This is a genomic window from Streptosporangium sp. NPDC049078, from assembly GCF_040648855.1.
GTDB lineage: Bacteria > Actinomycetota > Actinomycetes > Streptosporangiales > Streptosporangiaceae > Streptosporangium.
The window spans coordinates 40871-57709 of sequence record NZ_JBEZEL010000010.1 but is presented as its reverse complement, the minus strand read 5'-3'; the positions used below and the strand labels follow the sequence as shown (position 1 = coordinate 57709).

Genomic DNA, 16839 nt, shown 5'->3' with positions numbered 1-16839 from the left:
CCCGTGCGGTGTCCCTGCGGTCACCGGGGACGGTCGCGCCCCTTGGCAACCGAAACAGATGCAGTACCAGCCGACGCTACTGGACGGCAAGGGTTTACTGCGGCCTCGATCGCCTGTTTCATCTCCCGTGCGCCGTGCTCGATGCGAACGCGGACCTCGGCGGCTCGCGTGTGGGGCAGCACGTTGGTGGTCCAGATCAGCCGCCCTCTTTCGTCACTCTCCGGGTGGACTTCGAACGAGGCGTGGTGGTGCTCGAGCGGTGGTCTCGCGCCTTCGACAACCGAATAGGTCAAGCAGCGGGAATCATCATCGATCGCGACAATCAACTCGCGGATGACGTGCCCATCGGGAAAGGTCAGGAACCGCTCGTTCCCCTCCAGCCGGGTATCGGTGACACGGCCCGGCAACAGACGTTCGTGCACGGCTCCGACGTCACGCAGCACATCCCAGATGTGCTCGGGAGACGCCTCGATGACGATCTCGTGGCGAATGGTCGCGGTCATGGCCGCTGTCCGACCTGGCGCAGGTGGTCGGCGAGGCGATGCTGGTTGGCGGCCAGCCGCAGGCACAGGTCGCGCAGAACGATCAGCTCCTCAGGGGTGAACCCCTGGAACATCGCCCGCATGGCGAGCCGCGACGGCTCGCGGAACGCCTCCACCCACGCCCGTCCCGCAGATGTGATCTCGGCCAGGACCGAACGTCGATCCCCGGGGTCGGGAACCCGACGGACAAGCCCGTCGTGCTCCAATGTGTCGACCAGTCCGGTGGCGTTGCGGGGGCTGATCCCGGCCGCCCGGGCCAGCTCGCCGATGCTGATGCCGCGTTCGCCGGCGTGGAGACGGATCAGCAGGTCGAGCGCGCCCGCGCTGACCCCTCGCCCCTGGGAGCCGTGGGCGCGCATGCGCTCGACGGCATGGTTGGCGGTCCGGACGGCGGCACCCGCCTCGAAGGTGAGCAGGTCCCCCAGGTCTCCGTCGTCGTCGGCGAACCGGGCCATCGCGACCCTGACCCGAGGATCGTAGAGGAAGCCCTCGGGGTCACTCTCATAGATATTTACGTCCTTCATCATGAAGGGCAACAATATTACGTGCTTCCATACTTTGTCAGCCATCCCTGACGGCCCCCAGGAAAAATCGGAGAGGCACACGAAGAAGCAGGGATCGAAGCATGCACGATCGCCCCCCTGCCTCCCCGCCCCCCAATGCCCCCACGTCCCGGGGCCACCCACCCGGCCCGCTCCCGGAAGGAGACAGAGCCTCCGGACCAGATGCCAGACGAGCCGAGCGGTGCGGCGCAGCGGGTCGAGCTCGATGTCGGCCGCGCGCAGCGTGCGAGGCCGGGCGGTGGGCCGGCGGCGGGCCAGGGAGCGAATGCGCAACACCAGCTCGGGGAAGTGGAAGGGCTTGGCCAGGTAGTCGTCGGCCCCCAAGGTCAGGCCGGTGACCCGGTCGGCGGGCGAGCCGGCGGCGGTCAGCATCAGGACCATGACGCGCTCGTCGCGCTCGGCGATCATCCGGCAGAGGGCGTCGCCGTGGATGCCCGGCAGGTCGCGGTCGAGGACGACCACGTCGTAGGCGTTGAGGTCGAGCTTGGCGGCGGCCTCCAGGCCGTCGTGGGCCACGTCCACGGCCATGCCCTGATCGCTCAGGCCTTCGACGAGCACGGCGGCGAGAGCGCGGGCGTCTTCGACCACGAGCACTCTCACGCCGCAACCTCCGCCGGCACGGCCACCAGGGGCAGCGAGACGGCGACGCGCAGGCCGCCTTCCGGCCGGGCCCGCAGGTCGAGGGTGCCGCCGTGCGCGGCGACGATGGCCGCGACGATCGAAAGGCCGAGCCCGAAGCCGCTGCCGGAGTGGGTACGGTCGGCGCCAAGACGCTGGAAGGGCTCCACCAGCCGGTCGACCTGCTCCTGGTCGAAGACGCCTCCGCCGGTCTCGACGACGAGCCGGGCCTTGGTGTCGTCGGTGTCGTCAGTGGTGGTGAGGCGGATCCAGCCCTCTTCGCGGTTGTGGGTGATGGCGTTGTCGATGACGTTGTCGATGACGTTGTCGATCATTCGGGTGAGGAGCGTACTGTTCCCCCGCGTCCACGCGCCGTCGTCGACACAGCCCGCCGAGTCGACGACGAGGCGATGGGCGCTGATGTCGGCGGCCCGGGCGTGCAGGGCGGCGCCCGCCAGTTCGCGCAGCGACAGCCTCGTGCGGTCGGCCAGGGCACCGCGCTGGGCGCGGGCGAGCGTGAGGAAACCTTCCAGCAGCCGATCGACCTGATCGAGTTCGGTGCGCAGCCGGCCGGCCGGGTGGCGTCTCCCGGCAATCGCCACGCCGGCTCCGGCTGACCCGCTCCGGCGACACCCTCACCGGATACGAATCCACCGACGGTACGAACTGGACCCAGACCGGCATCGCACCCCTGGTCTGACCGTCACCCAGGGGGATAACGCTCGCCCTCACCAGCGCTCCCATGCTGCGCGCCGCCGCCGGGTCGGTCCTCTATCTGACGCTGATCGCCCTGTTCGGCCTGGGGGTCGCCACCGTCGTCCGAGACTCCGCCACCGCCGTCGGGGTCGTACTCGGCCTGCTCTACCTTTTCCCCGCCCTCATCCTCATGGTCGCCGACGCCGGCCGGCAGCGGCTTCTCTGGCAGATCTCCCCGATGAACGCCGGGCTCGCCGTACAGGCCACCACCGACCTCGCCACGCTCCCCCTCGGTCCATGGACCGGTCTGAGCGTACCGGCGGCCTGGGCGGCCGCCGCGCTTCTGGGTGGAGGGTTGTCTTTCTGGATGCGTGATGTGTGACCAACCGGCCATCTTTACGATGTAGATCAAATTGACCAAGCGGCCCGTGGGCCCTCAGCCGTGGAGCTGCGGCAGTACTTCGGCGCCCAACCGGCGGATGTTCTCCAGGGTGCGGGCGTGCTCGCCCGCACCCTCGACCATGAGGATCAGGTGCTCGAGCCCGGTCACCTCGCGGGTGCGCCTGATCGTCTCCACGCAGTGGCCGGCGTCACCCACCGGATGGACATCGGTGAGGAAGTCGACGTACTCCCCCACGTCTCGCCCGGGCCGCCTGCGACCGTCCACCGGCACGTACCCCTTCAGGCCAGGCTCCAGCCAGCGGGGCATCGCGCTCCTCAGCTCGCGTACGGCCGCCGCCGTCGAGTCGGCGACGTATCCGACGACGGCGGCCACGTGCCGGACCGCGTCCGCGCCCGGTGAAGGCGACGCGACGGCTCCCGGCGCGGGCGGGAGCGCCGCCTCGTAGCCGGCGAGCATCGCGGCCTTGCCCGCGTCGTCCATGTGCATGCCGAGCAGCATCGGCAGTCCCCGCGTGGCCGCGAGCAGCGCCGTCTGCGGCGAGGTGCACGCCACGACGGGCCGCAGCGACACCGCCGGTACCATCGCGACCTCGCGGAAACGGAAGAACTCCCCCGCGGCCGACACCGTGCGCTCCCCCAGTGCCCGGCACAGCAGGTCGAGCGACTCGGCGAAGCCGCGTTCGAATCTCGCCAGGCCGGTGCCGAAGACCTCAAGGTCCACCCATGGCCCGCCTCTGCCGACCCCCAGCGCGAAACGCCCGTCCGACAGGTGGTGCAGCATCGCCGCCTGCTCGGCCAGCGCCACCGGGTGCTGCGTGGACAGCACGCTCACGGCCGTCCCCACCCCGATCGTCCGCGTGCCGCCGAGCGCCACCGCCGCCAGCGTGGCCGCCGACGGGCACACCCCGTACGACATGAAGTGGTGCTCGGCGATCCAGGCGTCGTCGAACCCCGCCTCCTCCGCGACCGCGATCGCCTCCACGCAGTCGCGCAGCACCTGTCCCTGCGGCCTGCCGGGGAAACCCGCCGCGACCAGGAAGATTCCGATCCGCATCCTGCCCATCGAACACCTCCGGCGTGGATCTCCTACGTGGTCCCGGGCCGCCTCGCCGGGCATGGTCGGCTCCGGCGCTCTCAGCCCGCGGGCCGGGTGAGGTGCCGGAGGATCAGGGAGGTGATCTCCCCGGGGCGCTCCATACTCGGCAGGTGCCCGGCCCACTCCAGGTGCACCGCCGTCACCGAGGCCAGTCTGTCGGCCAGGTGGCGGGCCGTCATCTGGAAGTAGGGCAGGTCGTGGGCGCCGCCGACCACCAGGGTGGGCATGGTCACCCGGTCCAGGTCGATCTCCCCCTCCAGCTGTGAAGGCTCGGGGTCGGCGGCGAGCTGGACCTCGAAGGCGTGGCGCTGCATGGCCATCTGCCCGGTGCGGGCCCGCCCGTCCGCCTCGGGGCCGAGCCAGGTGCGGGCGTTGAGCTCCACCGCGGCCTCGACCTCACCCGCCTCCAGCAGCCGGTCCTCCTCCTCGCCGAACACGACGAGGTCGGGGGTGGGTGGCAGCCCGCACCCCGGGTTGAGCAGCACCAGCCGGGAGACCAGGGCGGGATGTGCGGTGGCCACCTCCAGCGCGACCTGGCCGCCGTAGGAGGCCCCGACCAGCGCGGCCCTCTCCACCGCGAGGGCGGCGAGGAGATCGGCCACGTCGCCGGGATCGGAGTAGGGGGTCTCGGAGGCGTACGGTGTGCGGCCGTAACCCCGCAGATCTGGCCGGATCACTCGGAAGCGGGCGGTCAGCGCCTCCCACTGCGGGTCCCACATCCGTGAGTCGGCGGCGCTGGAGTGCAGCAGCACCACGACCTCGCCCGCTCCCGCTTCGTCGTAGGCGAGCGTCATCGGGCCTCAGGAGAACGAGGGTCGTGCGAGGTGAGCAAGAGCATTCGGCCATCGTCGCCGCTGTTTCCGCTCTCCGCAATCGGTTAACCGCAGGGGTACGGTCCCTGAAGCAGGCGAGCCGGGCGGGGGCAGGAGCAAGCCGGGGGAGCCGGACCGGCCGAGGACGAAAGCGGGCCGGACGGCCCGAGGTCCACGAGCGGACCGAAGGACGAGGGCGGGCCGGCTCCGCGAGTGCGCGGTCGAGGCGAGTCCGGTGCGAGGAGCGGGCGGGGCCGCCCTCAGCCGGGATCCGTGCCGTACAGCGCGGCGAGGTCGGCTACGGTGGCGGCCATCCGCTCGCGCAGCTCGGGTGGCTCCAGGACCTCGATGTCGGCGCCCAGGCTCAGCAGCTGCCAGTGGGCTTGCTTGGCGGACTGGATCGGCAGGCGCAGCACGACCCAGCCGTGCTCGTCGGGCGGGTCCGCCTTGGCCAGCGCGGCCTCGGCGACCTCCGCGCCCACCGTGTGGCGCAGCATCCTCTCGTTGCCCGGTGCCATCCGCACCACGGCCTCACCGGTGTGCATCCGCTCGCGGAAGCCGGCGGTGTAGTCGCGCCAGAAGGCGGGCAGGTCGAAGTCGGCGGGACGCTCGAAGTGCCCCTGGGCGAGCTCGGCGCTCAGGATCCGCGACACCCGGTAGGTGCGTGGTCCTCCCTCACCGGCGCTCGCCACCATGTACCACGCCCCGCCCTTGAGGACCAGGCCGTACGGGTGGGCCAGGCGCTCGACGTCGCGAGGCCCCCAACGGCGGTAGGTCATCCGCAGCGGCCGCTGCTCCCACACCGCTTGGGCCACCTCCCCAAGGAAGGGGGCCGAGTCGGCGTCGCCGTACCAGCCGGGAACGTCCAGGTGGAAGCGCCGGCGCATCCGGGAGGCGAGCGAGCGCGGCTCGGGTGGAAGCGCGGCGAGCATCTTCAGCTCGGCGTTGGCCGCGACCTCGGCCAACCCCAGGTCGGCGGCCGGTCCCGGCAGTCCGGCCAGGAACAGGGAGGAGGCCTCCTCGGCGGTCAGCCCGTTGAGACGGGTGCGATAGCCGTCCAGCAGGCGGTATCCGCCGACGGGGCCGCGGTCGGCGTAGACCGGCACCCCGGCCGCCGACAGCGCCTCCACGTCCCGGTAGACCGTGCGGACGGAGACCTCCAGCTCCTCGGCCAGCTCGGTGGCCGTCATCCGACCGCGGCTCTGCAGGAGTAGCAGCAGTGAGAGCAGACGACTCGCGCGCATGGCGGCCATTGTCACGCACGTTTGCCAGTCTCACACAGCCTATGTTCAAATGAACACGTGGAGAGTAACAATCGCATTCGCGCGATCATGTCGGCACTGCGCGCCAGCGACGTCGTCTCGGTCGCGGAGCTGGCGGTCGAGCACGCCGTCTCTGAGATGACCATCCGCCGCGACCTCGACGAGCTCGCCCAGCAAGGCGTGGTCAGGCGGGTGAGGGGTGGCGCGGTGAGCCTGCTGCTGCGCGGCGAGGAGCCGCCCTTCGGGGTGCGCGAGCGCGAGGCGGTGGAGGCCAAGCGGCGGATCGCCGCCGAGGTCGCGGCCCTGCTCGCCGACGGGGAGGCCGTGCTGCTCGACAGCGGCACCACCTCCCTGGAGATCGCGCGCGTGATCCGCGACCGCCGTCTCACGGTCCTGCCGCTCTGCCTGCAGTCGGCCACCGAGCTCAGCTCGGCCTCCCGGATCCGCCTGGTGCTCCCCGGAGGTGAGGTCCGCCCGGGCGAGCTGAGCTTCACCGGCCCGCTGACGGAGAGCGCCATCCGGTCCCTGCGCTTCGACACCGCGGTCATCGGCTGCTGCGGCCTGTCCGCCGAGCACGGCCTCACCGCCCACGACCTGTCCGACGTCGCCGTCAAGCAGGCGGCGATCGCCTCGGCCCGGCGCGTGATCGCGGCAACCGACTCCGGCAAGTTCACCCGCACCGCGTTCGGCGCCGTCTGCCCGCTGGACCGCCTCGACATGGTCATCACCGACACCGCGCTGCCCCCCGCCGAGCACGACGCCATGATCGCCGCAGGCGTCGCCGTCCGCACGGTCTGACCCGCACGACCTGAATCACACGACCTGAATCACACGACCTGATTCGCATCACCTGCGCCGCCGCACCTGTCCCCCTCGATCCGCATCACCTGGTCCGCACCGTCCGAGCCATGCCATCCGCCCCACGTCGCCCGACCCCGGCGACCGGCCGGAACCGGAATCCCCGCTCGGCGAACCCGCCGGAGACGCAACGGCCCACCCGCCCTCCTCCGATCCGCACCGTCCGACTGGAGCCCTCCCCCATGCACGTCACCACCTTCGACCGGGCCGCGCTGCTACGCGGCCGGGTCGCGGTCTATCTGCTCTTCCTGCTCTCGGGCATGTCCATCGGCACCTGGACGGCGCGCATCCCGTCGATCAAACAGGGGCTGGGGCTGAGCGAGGGCGAGCTCAGCCTCGGGCTGCTCGGCATCGCCGCCGGGGCGATCGCCGGCATGCAGGTGGTCGGCCGCCTGGTCGACCGCCACGGCAGCGTCAAGGTGATGCTGCCGATGGCCTTCGCGCAGGCCCTCGTGCTGATCCTGCCCGCCTTCATGCCGAACCTCGTCGGCCTCGCCCTCGCGCTGTTCGCCTTCGGCGCGGTGCACGGCACGCTGGATGTGGCGATGAACGCCAACGCCGTCGAGGTCGAGCAGGCCACGGGCCGTCCGATCATGTCGTCCTTCCACGCCGTGTTCAGCATCGGCGGTTTCCTCGGCGCCGCCGCGGGAGGGCTGCTCGCCCAGGCCGCGTTCAGCCCCGGGCAGACGTTCACCGCGGCCGCCGTCGTGATCGTCGCGCTCGCGCTCTGGGCCACCCGCTGGGCGCTGTCCCTGACCGCGCACACCGCCCCCACCGGGACGGGGCCGGCGGCCGGCGGCGGAAACGGAGGCGGCGGGGTGCTGCTGCTGGGCGTCCTCGCCTTCTGCTGCATGATCGGCGAGGGGGCAGCGGCCGACTGGAGCTCGGTCTATCTACGCGAGAGCCTCAACAGTTCCGACGGGTTCGCCGCGGTCGCCTACGCCGCCTTCTCGATCATGATGACCGCGGGCCGTCTCGCCGGCGACAGGCTGGCAGCCCTGCTGGGACCGGTGAACCTGGTGCGCGCGTGCGGGGCGTTGGCCGCCTCCGGGCTCGGCTTCGGCCTGCTCGCCGGAAACCAGATCGCCGCGGTGATCGGTTTCGGCTGCTTCGGGGCCGGCCTGTCCTGCATCGTCCCGCAGGTCTTCTCCGCGGCCGGCAGACGCGACCCGGCCCGCGCGGGAAAGGCGCTGGCCAGGGTGGCGAGCCTGGGGTACGTGGGATTTCTCAGCGGGCCCGTGCTGATCGGCGGTGCCGCCGAGCTGGTCGGCCTGCCTCGCGCGCTCGCCATTCCCGCCCTGCTCGCTCTTTTCGTCGCACTGGCCGCGAGAGCGCTCAGGGCCCCGGCCTTTACAAAGTAGATCAAAAATTTGAGAGCGCCATGAGGGAGGACACCCTCCAAAGAGGGTCGATGTCCAGGACGCGCGGCATCGGCCGATACGACGCCCAAGAGCCGCGATCTGATCCATCCGGCACTCCTCGACACCGGTCAGCCTGGTCACGGCGGCCTTGATCACAGTGCGAGGCAAGCGAGCGCACCCCGCCGGACGGTCAAAGAAGTGACAGTGCCCGGGCGGCGACCCCGGCCATGCCCAGGCGTTCGGCCAGGCGCAGCGCACGGCGCAGCAGATGGGCGGCCTCCCCGCCGGGATCCCTCGTCTCCTCCCCCACCGAAGCCGCTGCCAGGCCCCCTGACGAGTCCGCTACGAAGCCCTCCGCTGCGTCCCCGCGGGCCTCCCGAGAAGAATCCGCGCCGTCTCGCACCAGCAGAGCCCTGGCACGGTCGAGGTGGAGGTGCGCGATCAGCGGGGAGGCGGCGTCGGCGAGCAGCAGTGCCTCGTCGAAACAGCGCAGCGCCTCCTTCGCGTCCCCCTCGGCCAGCGCGAGCAACCCGAGATAGCGCTCGGCCGGCCCCAGCAGGATCGCGGGCCACCCGGCGAGCGCGATCTGCCCTCGGTGGGCCGACAGACGCCCTCGCACCAGAGCGGCGCACCGCGACAGTTCGGGGTCGCCGTGCCCCGCCTCGATGAGAAGCGCGCACGACTCGGCCAGCAGGGCGAGCGTCGGGACCGACCACCCCTCCGGCGGCAGCGCGCCGAGGTCGGAGGTCTCGCGGAAGAACGCCCTCAGCCGGTCCCTCGCGTCCTCGTGCCCGCCGAGCTCGCAGAGCTCGCAGAGCGCCAGGATGAGCGCCGCACGCCAGATCGGGAAGTACTCGTACTCGACCGCCTGCCTGGCGAGCCCGGAGTCGAAGATCTCCCCCAGCCGTCCCTGCTCGCGCAGCAGCCAGTAGTGCTGCGCGAGCAGGGTCTGCCGCAGCGTGTCGGCGAAGACCGTCTCGCCCTCGCTCTCCTCGTCCAGTCGACGCCACTCGGCCAGGACCCGCTCCTCGGCCCGGCCGAACTCCCCCTGCCAGACGTCCATCAGCGTGTCCAGGGTGTTCTGCAGCCAGGCTCCGAAGACCCGGTGGTTGCGCGCGACGTGCCTGCGGTGACCGGCCACGGTGGCGGCGGCCTCTCTCAGACGGCCCAGCCGGAGCCGGTCGACCGTGAGGGCGACCATGGCCTCGCTGCGAAAGTGCGCCGACGCCGCCTCGATGCTCGCCTCCCCGAGCCGTTCGGCGATGCCCAGCAGCTCTTTCGGCGGCGCGAAATCGTACAGGCCCCATCTGCACTCGTTGAGCACCTCGCAGCGGATGAGCGGCCCGGCCCCCGACCTCTCCAGCTCGCCCAACGTCGCGCGGGCCAGCTCCACTCCGGGCCGCAGGCCCGCGTACGTGGGGTCGAGGCTGTCGCTGACCGCCATGGTCAGCTTGTGGGCGAGGTGCGCCTGCAGTTGCAGCCGTAGCGCGACCGCCTCCTCGCCGATGTCGTCGCGCAGCGCCTCCAGGCTGCTGCCCAGCACGTGCAGCAGTTGCCGGTCGGCCTGTCCGGGGGCCGACCAGCGGCGCGCCAGCCTGATGGCCGCCACCGCCGCGAGCCTCGGCAGTTTCTCGCCGTCGCGATGGGCCCGCAGGTACAGACGCTCGGCCTCCTCCAGGTCACCGGCGTCGGTGCGCGCGTCCCCCAGCGTGATCAGCAGGCCGACCCGGGTCTCGGCGTCGCACCGCATTCCCAGCCCGGCCAGTGCCCAGGTGATCGCCCCCTCGGTGGCGAAGCCGCGTTGCTGTGCCCGCGCGGCGCCGAGGCAGGCCGCGGCGACGCGTTCCTCGGGCAGTCCGCTTCCCGAGGAGCGGGCGTGTTCCGCGACGCGTACCGGCAGCGCCGGGTCGATCCAGCCGTCGCCGCTCATCCGCGCCGCCCGCTCGTCCAGGATCTCGAACGCCCGCCGGTGCAGTTCCATCGCGAGTGCCGGGTGGTGCCTCAGCTCCCGCAGCAGGCTCTCCCTGATCGTGTCGTGGCCGAAGCGCAGCCCCTGGTGGTCGATGAGCGTTCCGGCCGTCACGGCCACCGCGCGCCTGCGGTTCGCCTCATCGGTGTCGATCTCCAGCATCTCCGCGACGAGATCGGGGTCGATCTCCCTGCCCAGGGCGGTGACGGCCGCCGCGGCGAACCAGCGGAACATCGGGCTGGAGGCGGTGTCGTGCCCGGGGAGGTCACGGGGCAGGTCACCGGCCTCGGTGATCCGGCACAGCTCCAGCGGCAGCCCTTTGGTGCCGTCCATCGCCCTGCCGGTCTCCGCGCGGGTCGGTTCGCGGCCCCAGGTCGCGCCCAGCCATTCCGCCACCTCCTCGATTCCCAGCCGTGACAGCGTCAGCACGTCCATCCGCCCTCGCCAGCGCGACGGCTCCGAACGGTCGGTGAGCACGAAGCCGACGGGTGTCTCGCCGAGCCTCCCGAGCTTCCCGAGCTTCCCGAGGGCCTCTCGCACCTTGTGCAGCAGGTCCTCGGCGTCGGAACGGAGCAGGTGGGCGTCGTCGAAGACGACGAGCAGGCCGGCGCCGCAGGTCAGGCGCAGCAGGGCGACCAGCAGGTCGACCAGCCGCCGCGGGTCGCGTTCGTGGCCGGGTCCGCCGAGCGAGACGAACAGGCCCGCCGACATCAGTCCTTCCAGCGTCTCGCGCTCCTCGGGGCCGATCGGGACGGCCGGACCGGCCAGGTCGCGCCGCAGATCCTCCCACAGGGTCCCGACCAGTACCCGCCACGGCTGGAGGTCGCCGAGTTCCTGGCACGGGACGGTCACCATGCGCACCTTCGGTGGCAGCAGCACGGCCAGCTCCTCCACGAGCCTGGTCTTGCCGACTCCGGGTACGCCGCAGACGGCCAGGGCCACCGGCTCGCCGCGTCCGAGCCGTCCGGCCAGGGTGGACAGCAGCAGGATCTCGTCCCTGCGGCCGATCAGGACCCGCGGCGCGCCGTGACCGTAGGCGCGGGCGGCGGGGGGTGACGGCGGGTGGCCGAGGCCGTGACCGCGCAGGGCCAGCAGGTCCTGCGCCCGGCTCACCGCGTCGTCCCCGGGGGAGATCGCGCGGCGCCGCTCGATCATCTCCCTCGCGACGACCGCTCCTTCGTCGCGCAGCGCGATGAGGAAGCGCAGCAGCCACAGCGGGCCGCTGTCCTGCTGCCCGTCGGCGAGGACCTCGCCGGTGAGGAATTCCGCGTCGCCCAGCAGGTCGAGCCGGATGGCGACGCGGGCGATGAGCCTGATCAGCTCACGGCGCCGCTCCCTCAGCCCGGCCTGGTAGCTCTCGCAGCCCCTGGGCGGGATCCACGCGCCCGCCAGCGACGCGAACGGGTCGCCGGACCACTGCCCGAGCGCCTCTCTCAGCGTCCGCAGGGACGCGGCGAGGTCGCCCTGTTCCAGCAGTGTCCGTCCGTCGCGCAGGTAGGCCTCGAAGCGCCGCGTGTCGACGGTGGCGGCGAGGCGGCCGGGCGCGTCCTCGACCAGCTCGTAGACGTGTGAGCGCCTGGCCCCGGGGATGTCCAGCCCACTGCCGCGCAGCAGTGCGCGCAGCCGCGAGACGGGCGGTGCCACCTCCACGTGCCGGTCCGCGGCCGGTTCGGACAGCCCGGAGGCCAGGGCGGCCGGGGAGATCGGGCCGCGGGCGGAGACCAGCATGGCCAGCGTCTTCGCCAGCTGCGGGTTGATCTCCTGCGGCACTCCGTCGATCACGATGTCCACGGTGCCGAACAGCCTGATCTCGAAGCTCGCCACATCCACCGCCCAAAAGGATCGATTCGTGTTTTTCCGGCGACAGCTCCGGCTGCAAGGTCATCGCAAGGTTGTTCGCCGCATCGTGGAGATGAGCGCGGAAACCGGCTCGAAGCGCTCGACAACGATGTCACAGGAGACGCCCTCATGGCCAAGATCGAGGACTTTTCCGTCGGCCCGCTGGACGACGGCCAGCTGAAAAAGGCCAGAGAGAATATTCGGCGCGAGAGAAGTGCAGGATCAGATAAACCACTAAGTGTGGCAATAATGGGACAAACGGGAGCAGGTAAGACGTCTCTCCTGAACAGCCTTTTCGGTACCGACCTCGCCGTCGGTCACGTCCGGCCGGTCACCCGGAGACCGGAACCCGTCTCGGTGGCCGGCACCTCACGTCACATGCTGACCTTCTGGGACATGCCAGGCATCGGGGAGTCCGACGCCGCCGACGAGACCCACCTGGCCATGTATCTGGAGAGACTGATCCACTGCGACATCGCCATCTGGGCCTGCCACGCCGACAGCCCTTCCACCGCCTATGACGAGCAGTGCCTGCGCAGGCTGCTCGACACCGTCGCGGTCGAGACACGGCGGCTCATCATGAGCAAGCTCACCTTCGTCCTCACCAAGGCTGACGTGCTCGCCCCTCCCCCGTGGATCTTCGACATGCGCGGGGACCGGGGCACCTTCGGCCCCGGCGGGGCGCTGCTGCGTCGCCTGGAGGAGAAGGCCGCCTACTACGAGAGCGTCTTTCTCGAACCCCGCGCGGACCTGCTTTTGGCGAGCACCTACGGCACCGGGGAGTTCACCGTCTCCGACGAGAGGCTCGGCTTCGACCGCAGGGGGGTTCACTACCGCGGTTACTTCTCCCAGCAGGTGTGCGACACCTACTCGGAGCGCTACCCGGCGCACCGGGAGGTCTTCTCCCGGCTGCGCGACAACCATCGGGTGCTGCCCTGTTCGGCGCTGTTCAGGTTCAACCTCGCGAGGCTGATGACCGGCGTCGTGAACAGGCTCGGTCCCAGCGCCGTCTTCCGCTTCCGGCGCCTTCTCCAGGAGGTGGAGGAGCTCACCGAGGTGCCGGTGTCCACGGCGCGCACGTACGGCAATCTGATGATCTGGGACGGTGAACGCGGCACCAAGGCGTTCGACCTCGCCGAGATCCCCCTCTGAGCGGAAGAGGAGGATCCCGGCGGCCGGAGCGGAAGGTCAGGCCGTACGGAGCCAGACGGCGGTGTCGGAAGGAAGAAGGTTCTCCTCCAGCGGGCCGCTGGCGAGCAGGACCGACTCGTGGGCGGGCAGGGTCACCGGCTCCGCGCCGAGGTTGACCACGCAGACCAGTCCCGACTCCCGGCGGAAGGCCAGCACCCCGTCCCGCGCCTCCAGCCAGGTCAGCGTGCCGTCGCCGAGCAACTCGCGGCGCAGGTGCAGCCCGGCGCGGTAGAGGGTGAACATGGACGTGGGGTTGGCGGCCTGGGCCTCGGCCGTCAGCGCCTTCCACTCCAGCGGCTGCGGCAGCCACGCCTGCCCGGCGCCGAACCCGAACGGCGGCTCGTCACCCGACCACGGCAGCGGCACCCGGCAGCCGTCGCGGCCCGGGTCGGTGCGGCCAGAGCGCACCCAGATCGGGTCCTGGCGCAGTTCGCCGGGGATGTCCTCGACCTCCGGCAGTCCCAGCTCCTCGCCCTGGTAGACGTAGAGCCCGCCGGGGAGCGCCATCGCCAGCAGCGCCGCCGCCCGGGCCCTGCGCTCACCCAGTACCGGGTCGGCGGGCATGCCGTGCTTGCGGTCGGCGTGGCTGAAGGAGGTGTCGGCCCTGCCGTACCTGGTCACCGGACGGGTCACGTCGTGGTTGGACAGCACCCAGGTGGGGGGCGCTCCCAGCGGGACGTGCGTGGCCAGGGTGAGGTCGATCGACCCGCGCAGCGCGGCCGCGTCCCAGGCGCACGCCAGGAAGTCGAAGTTGAACGCGGTGTGCATCTCGTCCGGGCGCAGATACCGGGCGAACCGCTCCTGGTCGGGCAGCCACACCTCGCCGATCAGGATCCGGTCGTCGTACTCCTCGGCCACCCGGCGCCAGCCGCGGTAGATCTCGTGGACCCCGTCCAGGTCGGTGTAGGCCTCCTCGCCGCCCAGGCTGTCCATGTCCTTGACCAGCAGGGCGGCCGAGTCGATCCTGATGCCGTCCACGCCCCGGTCGAACCAGAACCGCAGCACGTCGTGGAACTCCTCGACGACCTCCGGGTTGTCCCAGTTGAAGTCGGGCTGTTCCGGCGCGAACAGGTGCAGGTACCACTCGCCGTCGGCGATCCGGGTCCACGCCGGCCCACCGAAGATCGACTGCCAGTCGTTGGGCGGCGACTCGCCGCTCTCGCCCCGTCCCCGGCGGAAGTGGAAGCGTTCGCGCTCGGGTGAGCCCGGCCCGGCCTCCAGCGCCCGCAGGAACCACCGCTGCCGGTCGGATCCGTGGTTGGGCACGATGTCGGTGATCGTCTTGATCCCCAGGGCATGCGCTTCGGCGATGAACTGCTCCGCCTCGGCGAGCGTGCCGAACGACGGCTCGATGTCACGGTAGTCGGCCACGTCGTACCCACCGTCGGCCATCGGCGACGGGTACCAGGGGTTGAGCCAGATCGCGCCGACGCCCAGGTCGGCGAGGTACGGCAGGCGCGCGCGCAGTCCCGCGAGGTCGCCGACGCCGTCGCCGTTGCCGTCGGCGAAGCTCCGGAGGTAGACCTGGTAGATCGCGGCTCCCCGCCACCACGTTTCGGACATGCTGGAACAACTCCTTAGTAAGCGTAGGTGGGTGACGAGGTCAGCCCTTGAGGCTGCCGGCGGTGAGACCGGCCATGATGCTGCGCTGGAAGACAAAAAAGACGATCATCGTCGGGATGCTCGCGATCACCAGCGAGGCGATCAGCACGTTCTGCGGCATCTGCGCCGAAAGGGAGGCGATGCCCACGCTGATCGTCATCTTCTCCCCGTCCGGCAGCACCAGCAGGGGCCAGACGAAATCCTTCCAGACGTTGACCACCGAGAGGATGGACACCACGCCGAGGATCGGCCGGGAGACGGGGAGCACGATCGACCACAGGATGCGCACCGGAGAGGCGCCGTCGATCTGCGCGGCCTCCAGTAGTTCCCTGGGGATCGAGTCGAAGAAACGCTTGAGCAGGAAGACGAAGAACCCGTTGGCCGCGGCGGGAAGCCAGATCACCCAGGGGGTGTTCAGCAGGTCCCAGCCGAAGATCGGCATGTCCTTCACCGTCAGGTAGGCGGGCAGCAGGATGACCATCGGCGGGATCATGAGCGTGGCGAGCATCATGCCCAGGACCACGTTGCCCAGCACCGGCCGCAGCTTCGACAGCGCGTAGGCGGCCGAGACGTCGACGGCGAGCGTGAACAGCCAGGCGCCGCCGGCGTAGACGACGGTGTTGGTGAGGAACAGCCCCAGGTCCAGCTGGTCCCACGCCTCGGCGTACACCCCGAGGTCGAAGGAGGTCGGGAAGAAACTCGGCGGGATCTGGGCGAGTTCCTCCGGGGTCTTGAGCGCGCCGGTGACCATCCAGTAGAGCGGGAAGACGAACACGGCGGTGAACAGGAGCACCACCGCGGTCAGCACGACGCGGTAGATCAGCCGCCCGTGCGGGGTGGTGAGGGTGTGCGGGGAGACCAGGCTGCGCACCTCCCGCGCCGCCTCCCTGGGCCTGCGCGGCCGCCCGCCCCTCTTTCCCCCGCCGGGTTCCGGCGACCGGACGGGAGCCGGGCGAGCAGGTTGCACGGTGAGGTTCGACATCGGCGCTTGCCTCCTTAGCTCTGGTTGTCCCGCGACAGGCGCAGGTAGAAGGCGGAGAACACCATCAGCACGACCATGAGCATCAGCCCGAGCGCGCCTCCGGCGCCGAAGTCACCGAAGTTGAAGGCGTACTGGTACATGAGGTAGGCGACGGTGAGCGTCGCGTTCTCCGGGCCGCCGCCGGTGAGCAGGTACGGCTCGATGAAGACCTGCATGGTCGCCACGATCTGCAGCAGCAGCATCACCAGCAGGATGAGCCTGGTCTGCGGGATCGTCACATGCCAGACCCGCCGGATGAGCCCCGCGCCGTCCAGCTCCGCGGCCTCGTACAGCTCGCCGGGGATGCTCTGCAGCGCGGCGAGGTAGATCAGCGTGCCGGTTCCCAGGTTCATCCAGGTGGAGACGACGACGAGGGAGATGAGCGCGGTGTCGGTGGAGTCGAGCCAGCTCAGGGCCGGCAGGTGTGCCAGGTCCAGGATCTGGTTGAACAGGCCCGCTCCCGGGTCGTAGAACCACTTGAACAGCAGCACCCCGACGGCGGGCGGCAGCATCACCGGCAGGTAGACGACGAACCTCAGGTAGGCCCGCGCGTGACGCAGCTCGTTCAACACGATCGCCGCCACGAACGGGACGAGGTAGCCGAACACGAGCGCCAGGCCGGTGAAGGCGAGGGTGTTGAGCCACGCCTGGGCGAACGCCGAGTCCTCCGTCACGGTACGGAAGTTCTCCAGGCCGACCCAGGTGGGCTCGTCGACGAAGTTCGTCTGCTGGAAGCTGAGCAGGACCTCCCTCACCATGGGGTACCAGGAGAAGAAGGCGAAACAGATCAGCGCCGCGCACAGGAACCCGTAGGCGGTCAGGTTGCGCCGCACTCCTTGCCGCAACGCTCCCGGCTTCCGCCTTCGTGGACCTTTCACGGTCATTGTGGTCATCGGTTGACTCCCGATATCGACATGAGTGCCGGGGTGGGGGGGCCGGGGGGGGCCCCCCCCCCCCCCCCGGCCAGCGCGCGAAAAACACCACCCAACAGAAAGAAAAGACACCCC

Annotated in this window: 14 protein-coding genes; 4 read left to right on the top strand and 10 right to left on the bottom strand. The window is 70.8% G+C overall.

Annotated features, from left to right (window positions below; genetic code table 11):
- Positions 1-20: 20 nt before the first annotated feature.
- Genes AB0B90_RS18260 through AB0B90_RS18250 form a run of 3 tightly spaced genes read right to left on the bottom strand, consistent with a single transcriptional unit; the run spans position 21 to position 2325 of the window.
- Positions 21-503, bottom strand: coding sequence for an SRPBCC family protein (locus AB0B90_RS18260; protein ID WP_350949905.1), 483 nt, complete (start codon positions 501-503; stop codon positions 21-23).
- A complete protein-coding gene (locus tag AB0B90_RS18255; RefSeq protein WP_362923556.1) occupies positions 500-1705 on the bottom strand; it encodes a response regulator in 1206 nt (401 codons plus the stop codon). Before AB0B90_RS18255 ends, AB0B90_RS18260 begins: the two co-directional genes overlap by 4 nt.
- Positions 1702-2325 carry an ATP-binding protein gene (locus tag AB0B90_RS18250; RefSeq protein ID WP_362923554.1) on the bottom strand — a complete coding sequence of 208 codons (624 nt, stop codon included), beginning with the start codon at positions 2323-2325 and terminating at the stop codon, positions 1702-1704. The genes AB0B90_RS18255 and AB0B90_RS18250 overlap by 4 nt, the downstream gene beginning before the upstream one ends.
- 140 nt (positions 2326-2465) lie before the next feature.
- Here AB0B90_RS18250 and AB0B90_RS18245 point away from each other — a divergent pair, with 140 nt between their 5' ends.
- Entirely contained in the window at positions 2466-2801 is a 336-nt protein-coding gene (locus AB0B90_RS18245) for a hypothetical protein (protein ID WP_362923552.1), read from the top strand.
- Between the two features lie 54 nt (positions 2802-2855).
- On the opposite strand, the gene AB0B90_RS18240 is transcribed toward AB0B90_RS18245, so the two are convergent.
- From AB0B90_RS18240 to AB0B90_RS18230, 3 genes are all read right to left on the bottom strand, one after another.
- Positions 2856-3875: an LLM class flavin-dependent oxidoreductase gene (locus AB0B90_RS18240; RefSeq protein WP_362923550.1), complete on the bottom strand. Its 1020-nt coding sequence runs from the start codon at positions 3873-3875 to the stop codon at positions 2856-2858.
- An 80-nt stretch (positions 3876-3955) separates the two neighbouring features.
- A complete protein-coding gene (locus AB0B90_RS18235; RefSeq protein ID WP_350949900.1) occupies positions 3956-4711 on the bottom strand; it encodes an alpha/beta hydrolase in 756 nt (251 codons plus the stop codon).
- 278 nt (positions 4712-4989) lie between these two features.
- Positions 4990-5973 carry a YafY family protein gene (locus AB0B90_RS18230; protein ID WP_350949899.1) on the bottom strand — a complete coding sequence of 328 codons (984 nt, stop codon included), beginning with the start codon at positions 5971-5973 and terminating at the stop codon, positions 4990-4992.
- A 57-nt stretch (positions 5974-6030) separates the two neighbouring features.
- Between AB0B90_RS18230 and AB0B90_RS18225 the strand changes: the two genes are divergently transcribed.
- Together AB0B90_RS18225 and AB0B90_RS18220 are read left to right on the top strand one after the other, a co-directional pair.
- On the top strand, positions 6031-6789 hold the full coding sequence (locus AB0B90_RS18225; protein ID WP_350949898.1) for a DeoR/GlpR family DNA-binding transcription regulator: 759 nt from the start codon (positions 6031-6033) through the stop codon (positions 6787-6789).
- A 242-nt stretch (positions 6790-7031) separates the two neighbouring features.
- The gene (locus AB0B90_RS18220; protein ID WP_362923547.1) at positions 7032-8210 is read left to right on the top strand and encodes an MFS transporter; all 1179 of its coding nucleotides are present in this window, start codon (positions 7032-7034) and stop codon (positions 8208-8210) included.
- Positions 8211-8400: 190 nt separating this feature from the next.
- Here the strand turns inward: AB0B90_RS18220 and AB0B90_RS18215 are convergent, their stop codons facing one another.
- The gene (locus AB0B90_RS18215; protein ID WP_362923545.1) at positions 8401-12009 is read right to left on the bottom strand and encodes an AAA family ATPase; all 3609 of its coding nucleotides are present in this window, start codon (positions 12007-12009) and stop codon (positions 8401-8403) included.
- 138 nt (positions 12010-12147) lie between these two features.
- On the opposite strand from AB0B90_RS18215, the gene AB0B90_RS18210 reads away from it, so the two are divergent.
- Positions 12148-13170, top strand: coding sequence for a GTPase (locus AB0B90_RS18210; protein ID WP_362923543.1), 1023 nt, complete (start codon positions 12148-12150; stop codon positions 13168-13170).
- 36 nt (positions 13171-13206) lie between these two features.
- Here AB0B90_RS18210 and AB0B90_RS18205 read toward each other — a convergent pair whose 3' ends face one another.
- From AB0B90_RS18205 to AB0B90_RS18195, 3 genes are read right to left on the bottom strand one after another with little or no spacing between them, the layout of a single operon-like run.
- Complete coding sequence (locus AB0B90_RS18205) at positions 13207-14772, bottom strand: glycoside hydrolase family 13 protein (protein WP_362923541.1); 1566 nt, start codon at positions 14770-14772, stop codon at positions 13207-13209.
- 40 nt (positions 14773-14812) lie between these two features.
- A complete protein-coding gene (locus tag AB0B90_RS18200) occupies positions 14813-15793 on the bottom strand; it encodes a carbohydrate ABC transporter permease (RefSeq protein ID WP_350949893.1) in 981 nt (326 codons plus the stop codon).
- A 14-nt stretch (positions 15794-15807) separates the two neighbouring features.
- On the bottom strand, positions 15808-16725 hold the full coding sequence (locus AB0B90_RS18195) for a sugar ABC transporter permease (protein ID WP_350949892.1): 918 nt from the start codon (positions 16723-16725) through the stop codon (positions 15808-15810).
- Between the last annotated feature and the right edge of the window lie 114 nt (positions 16726-16839).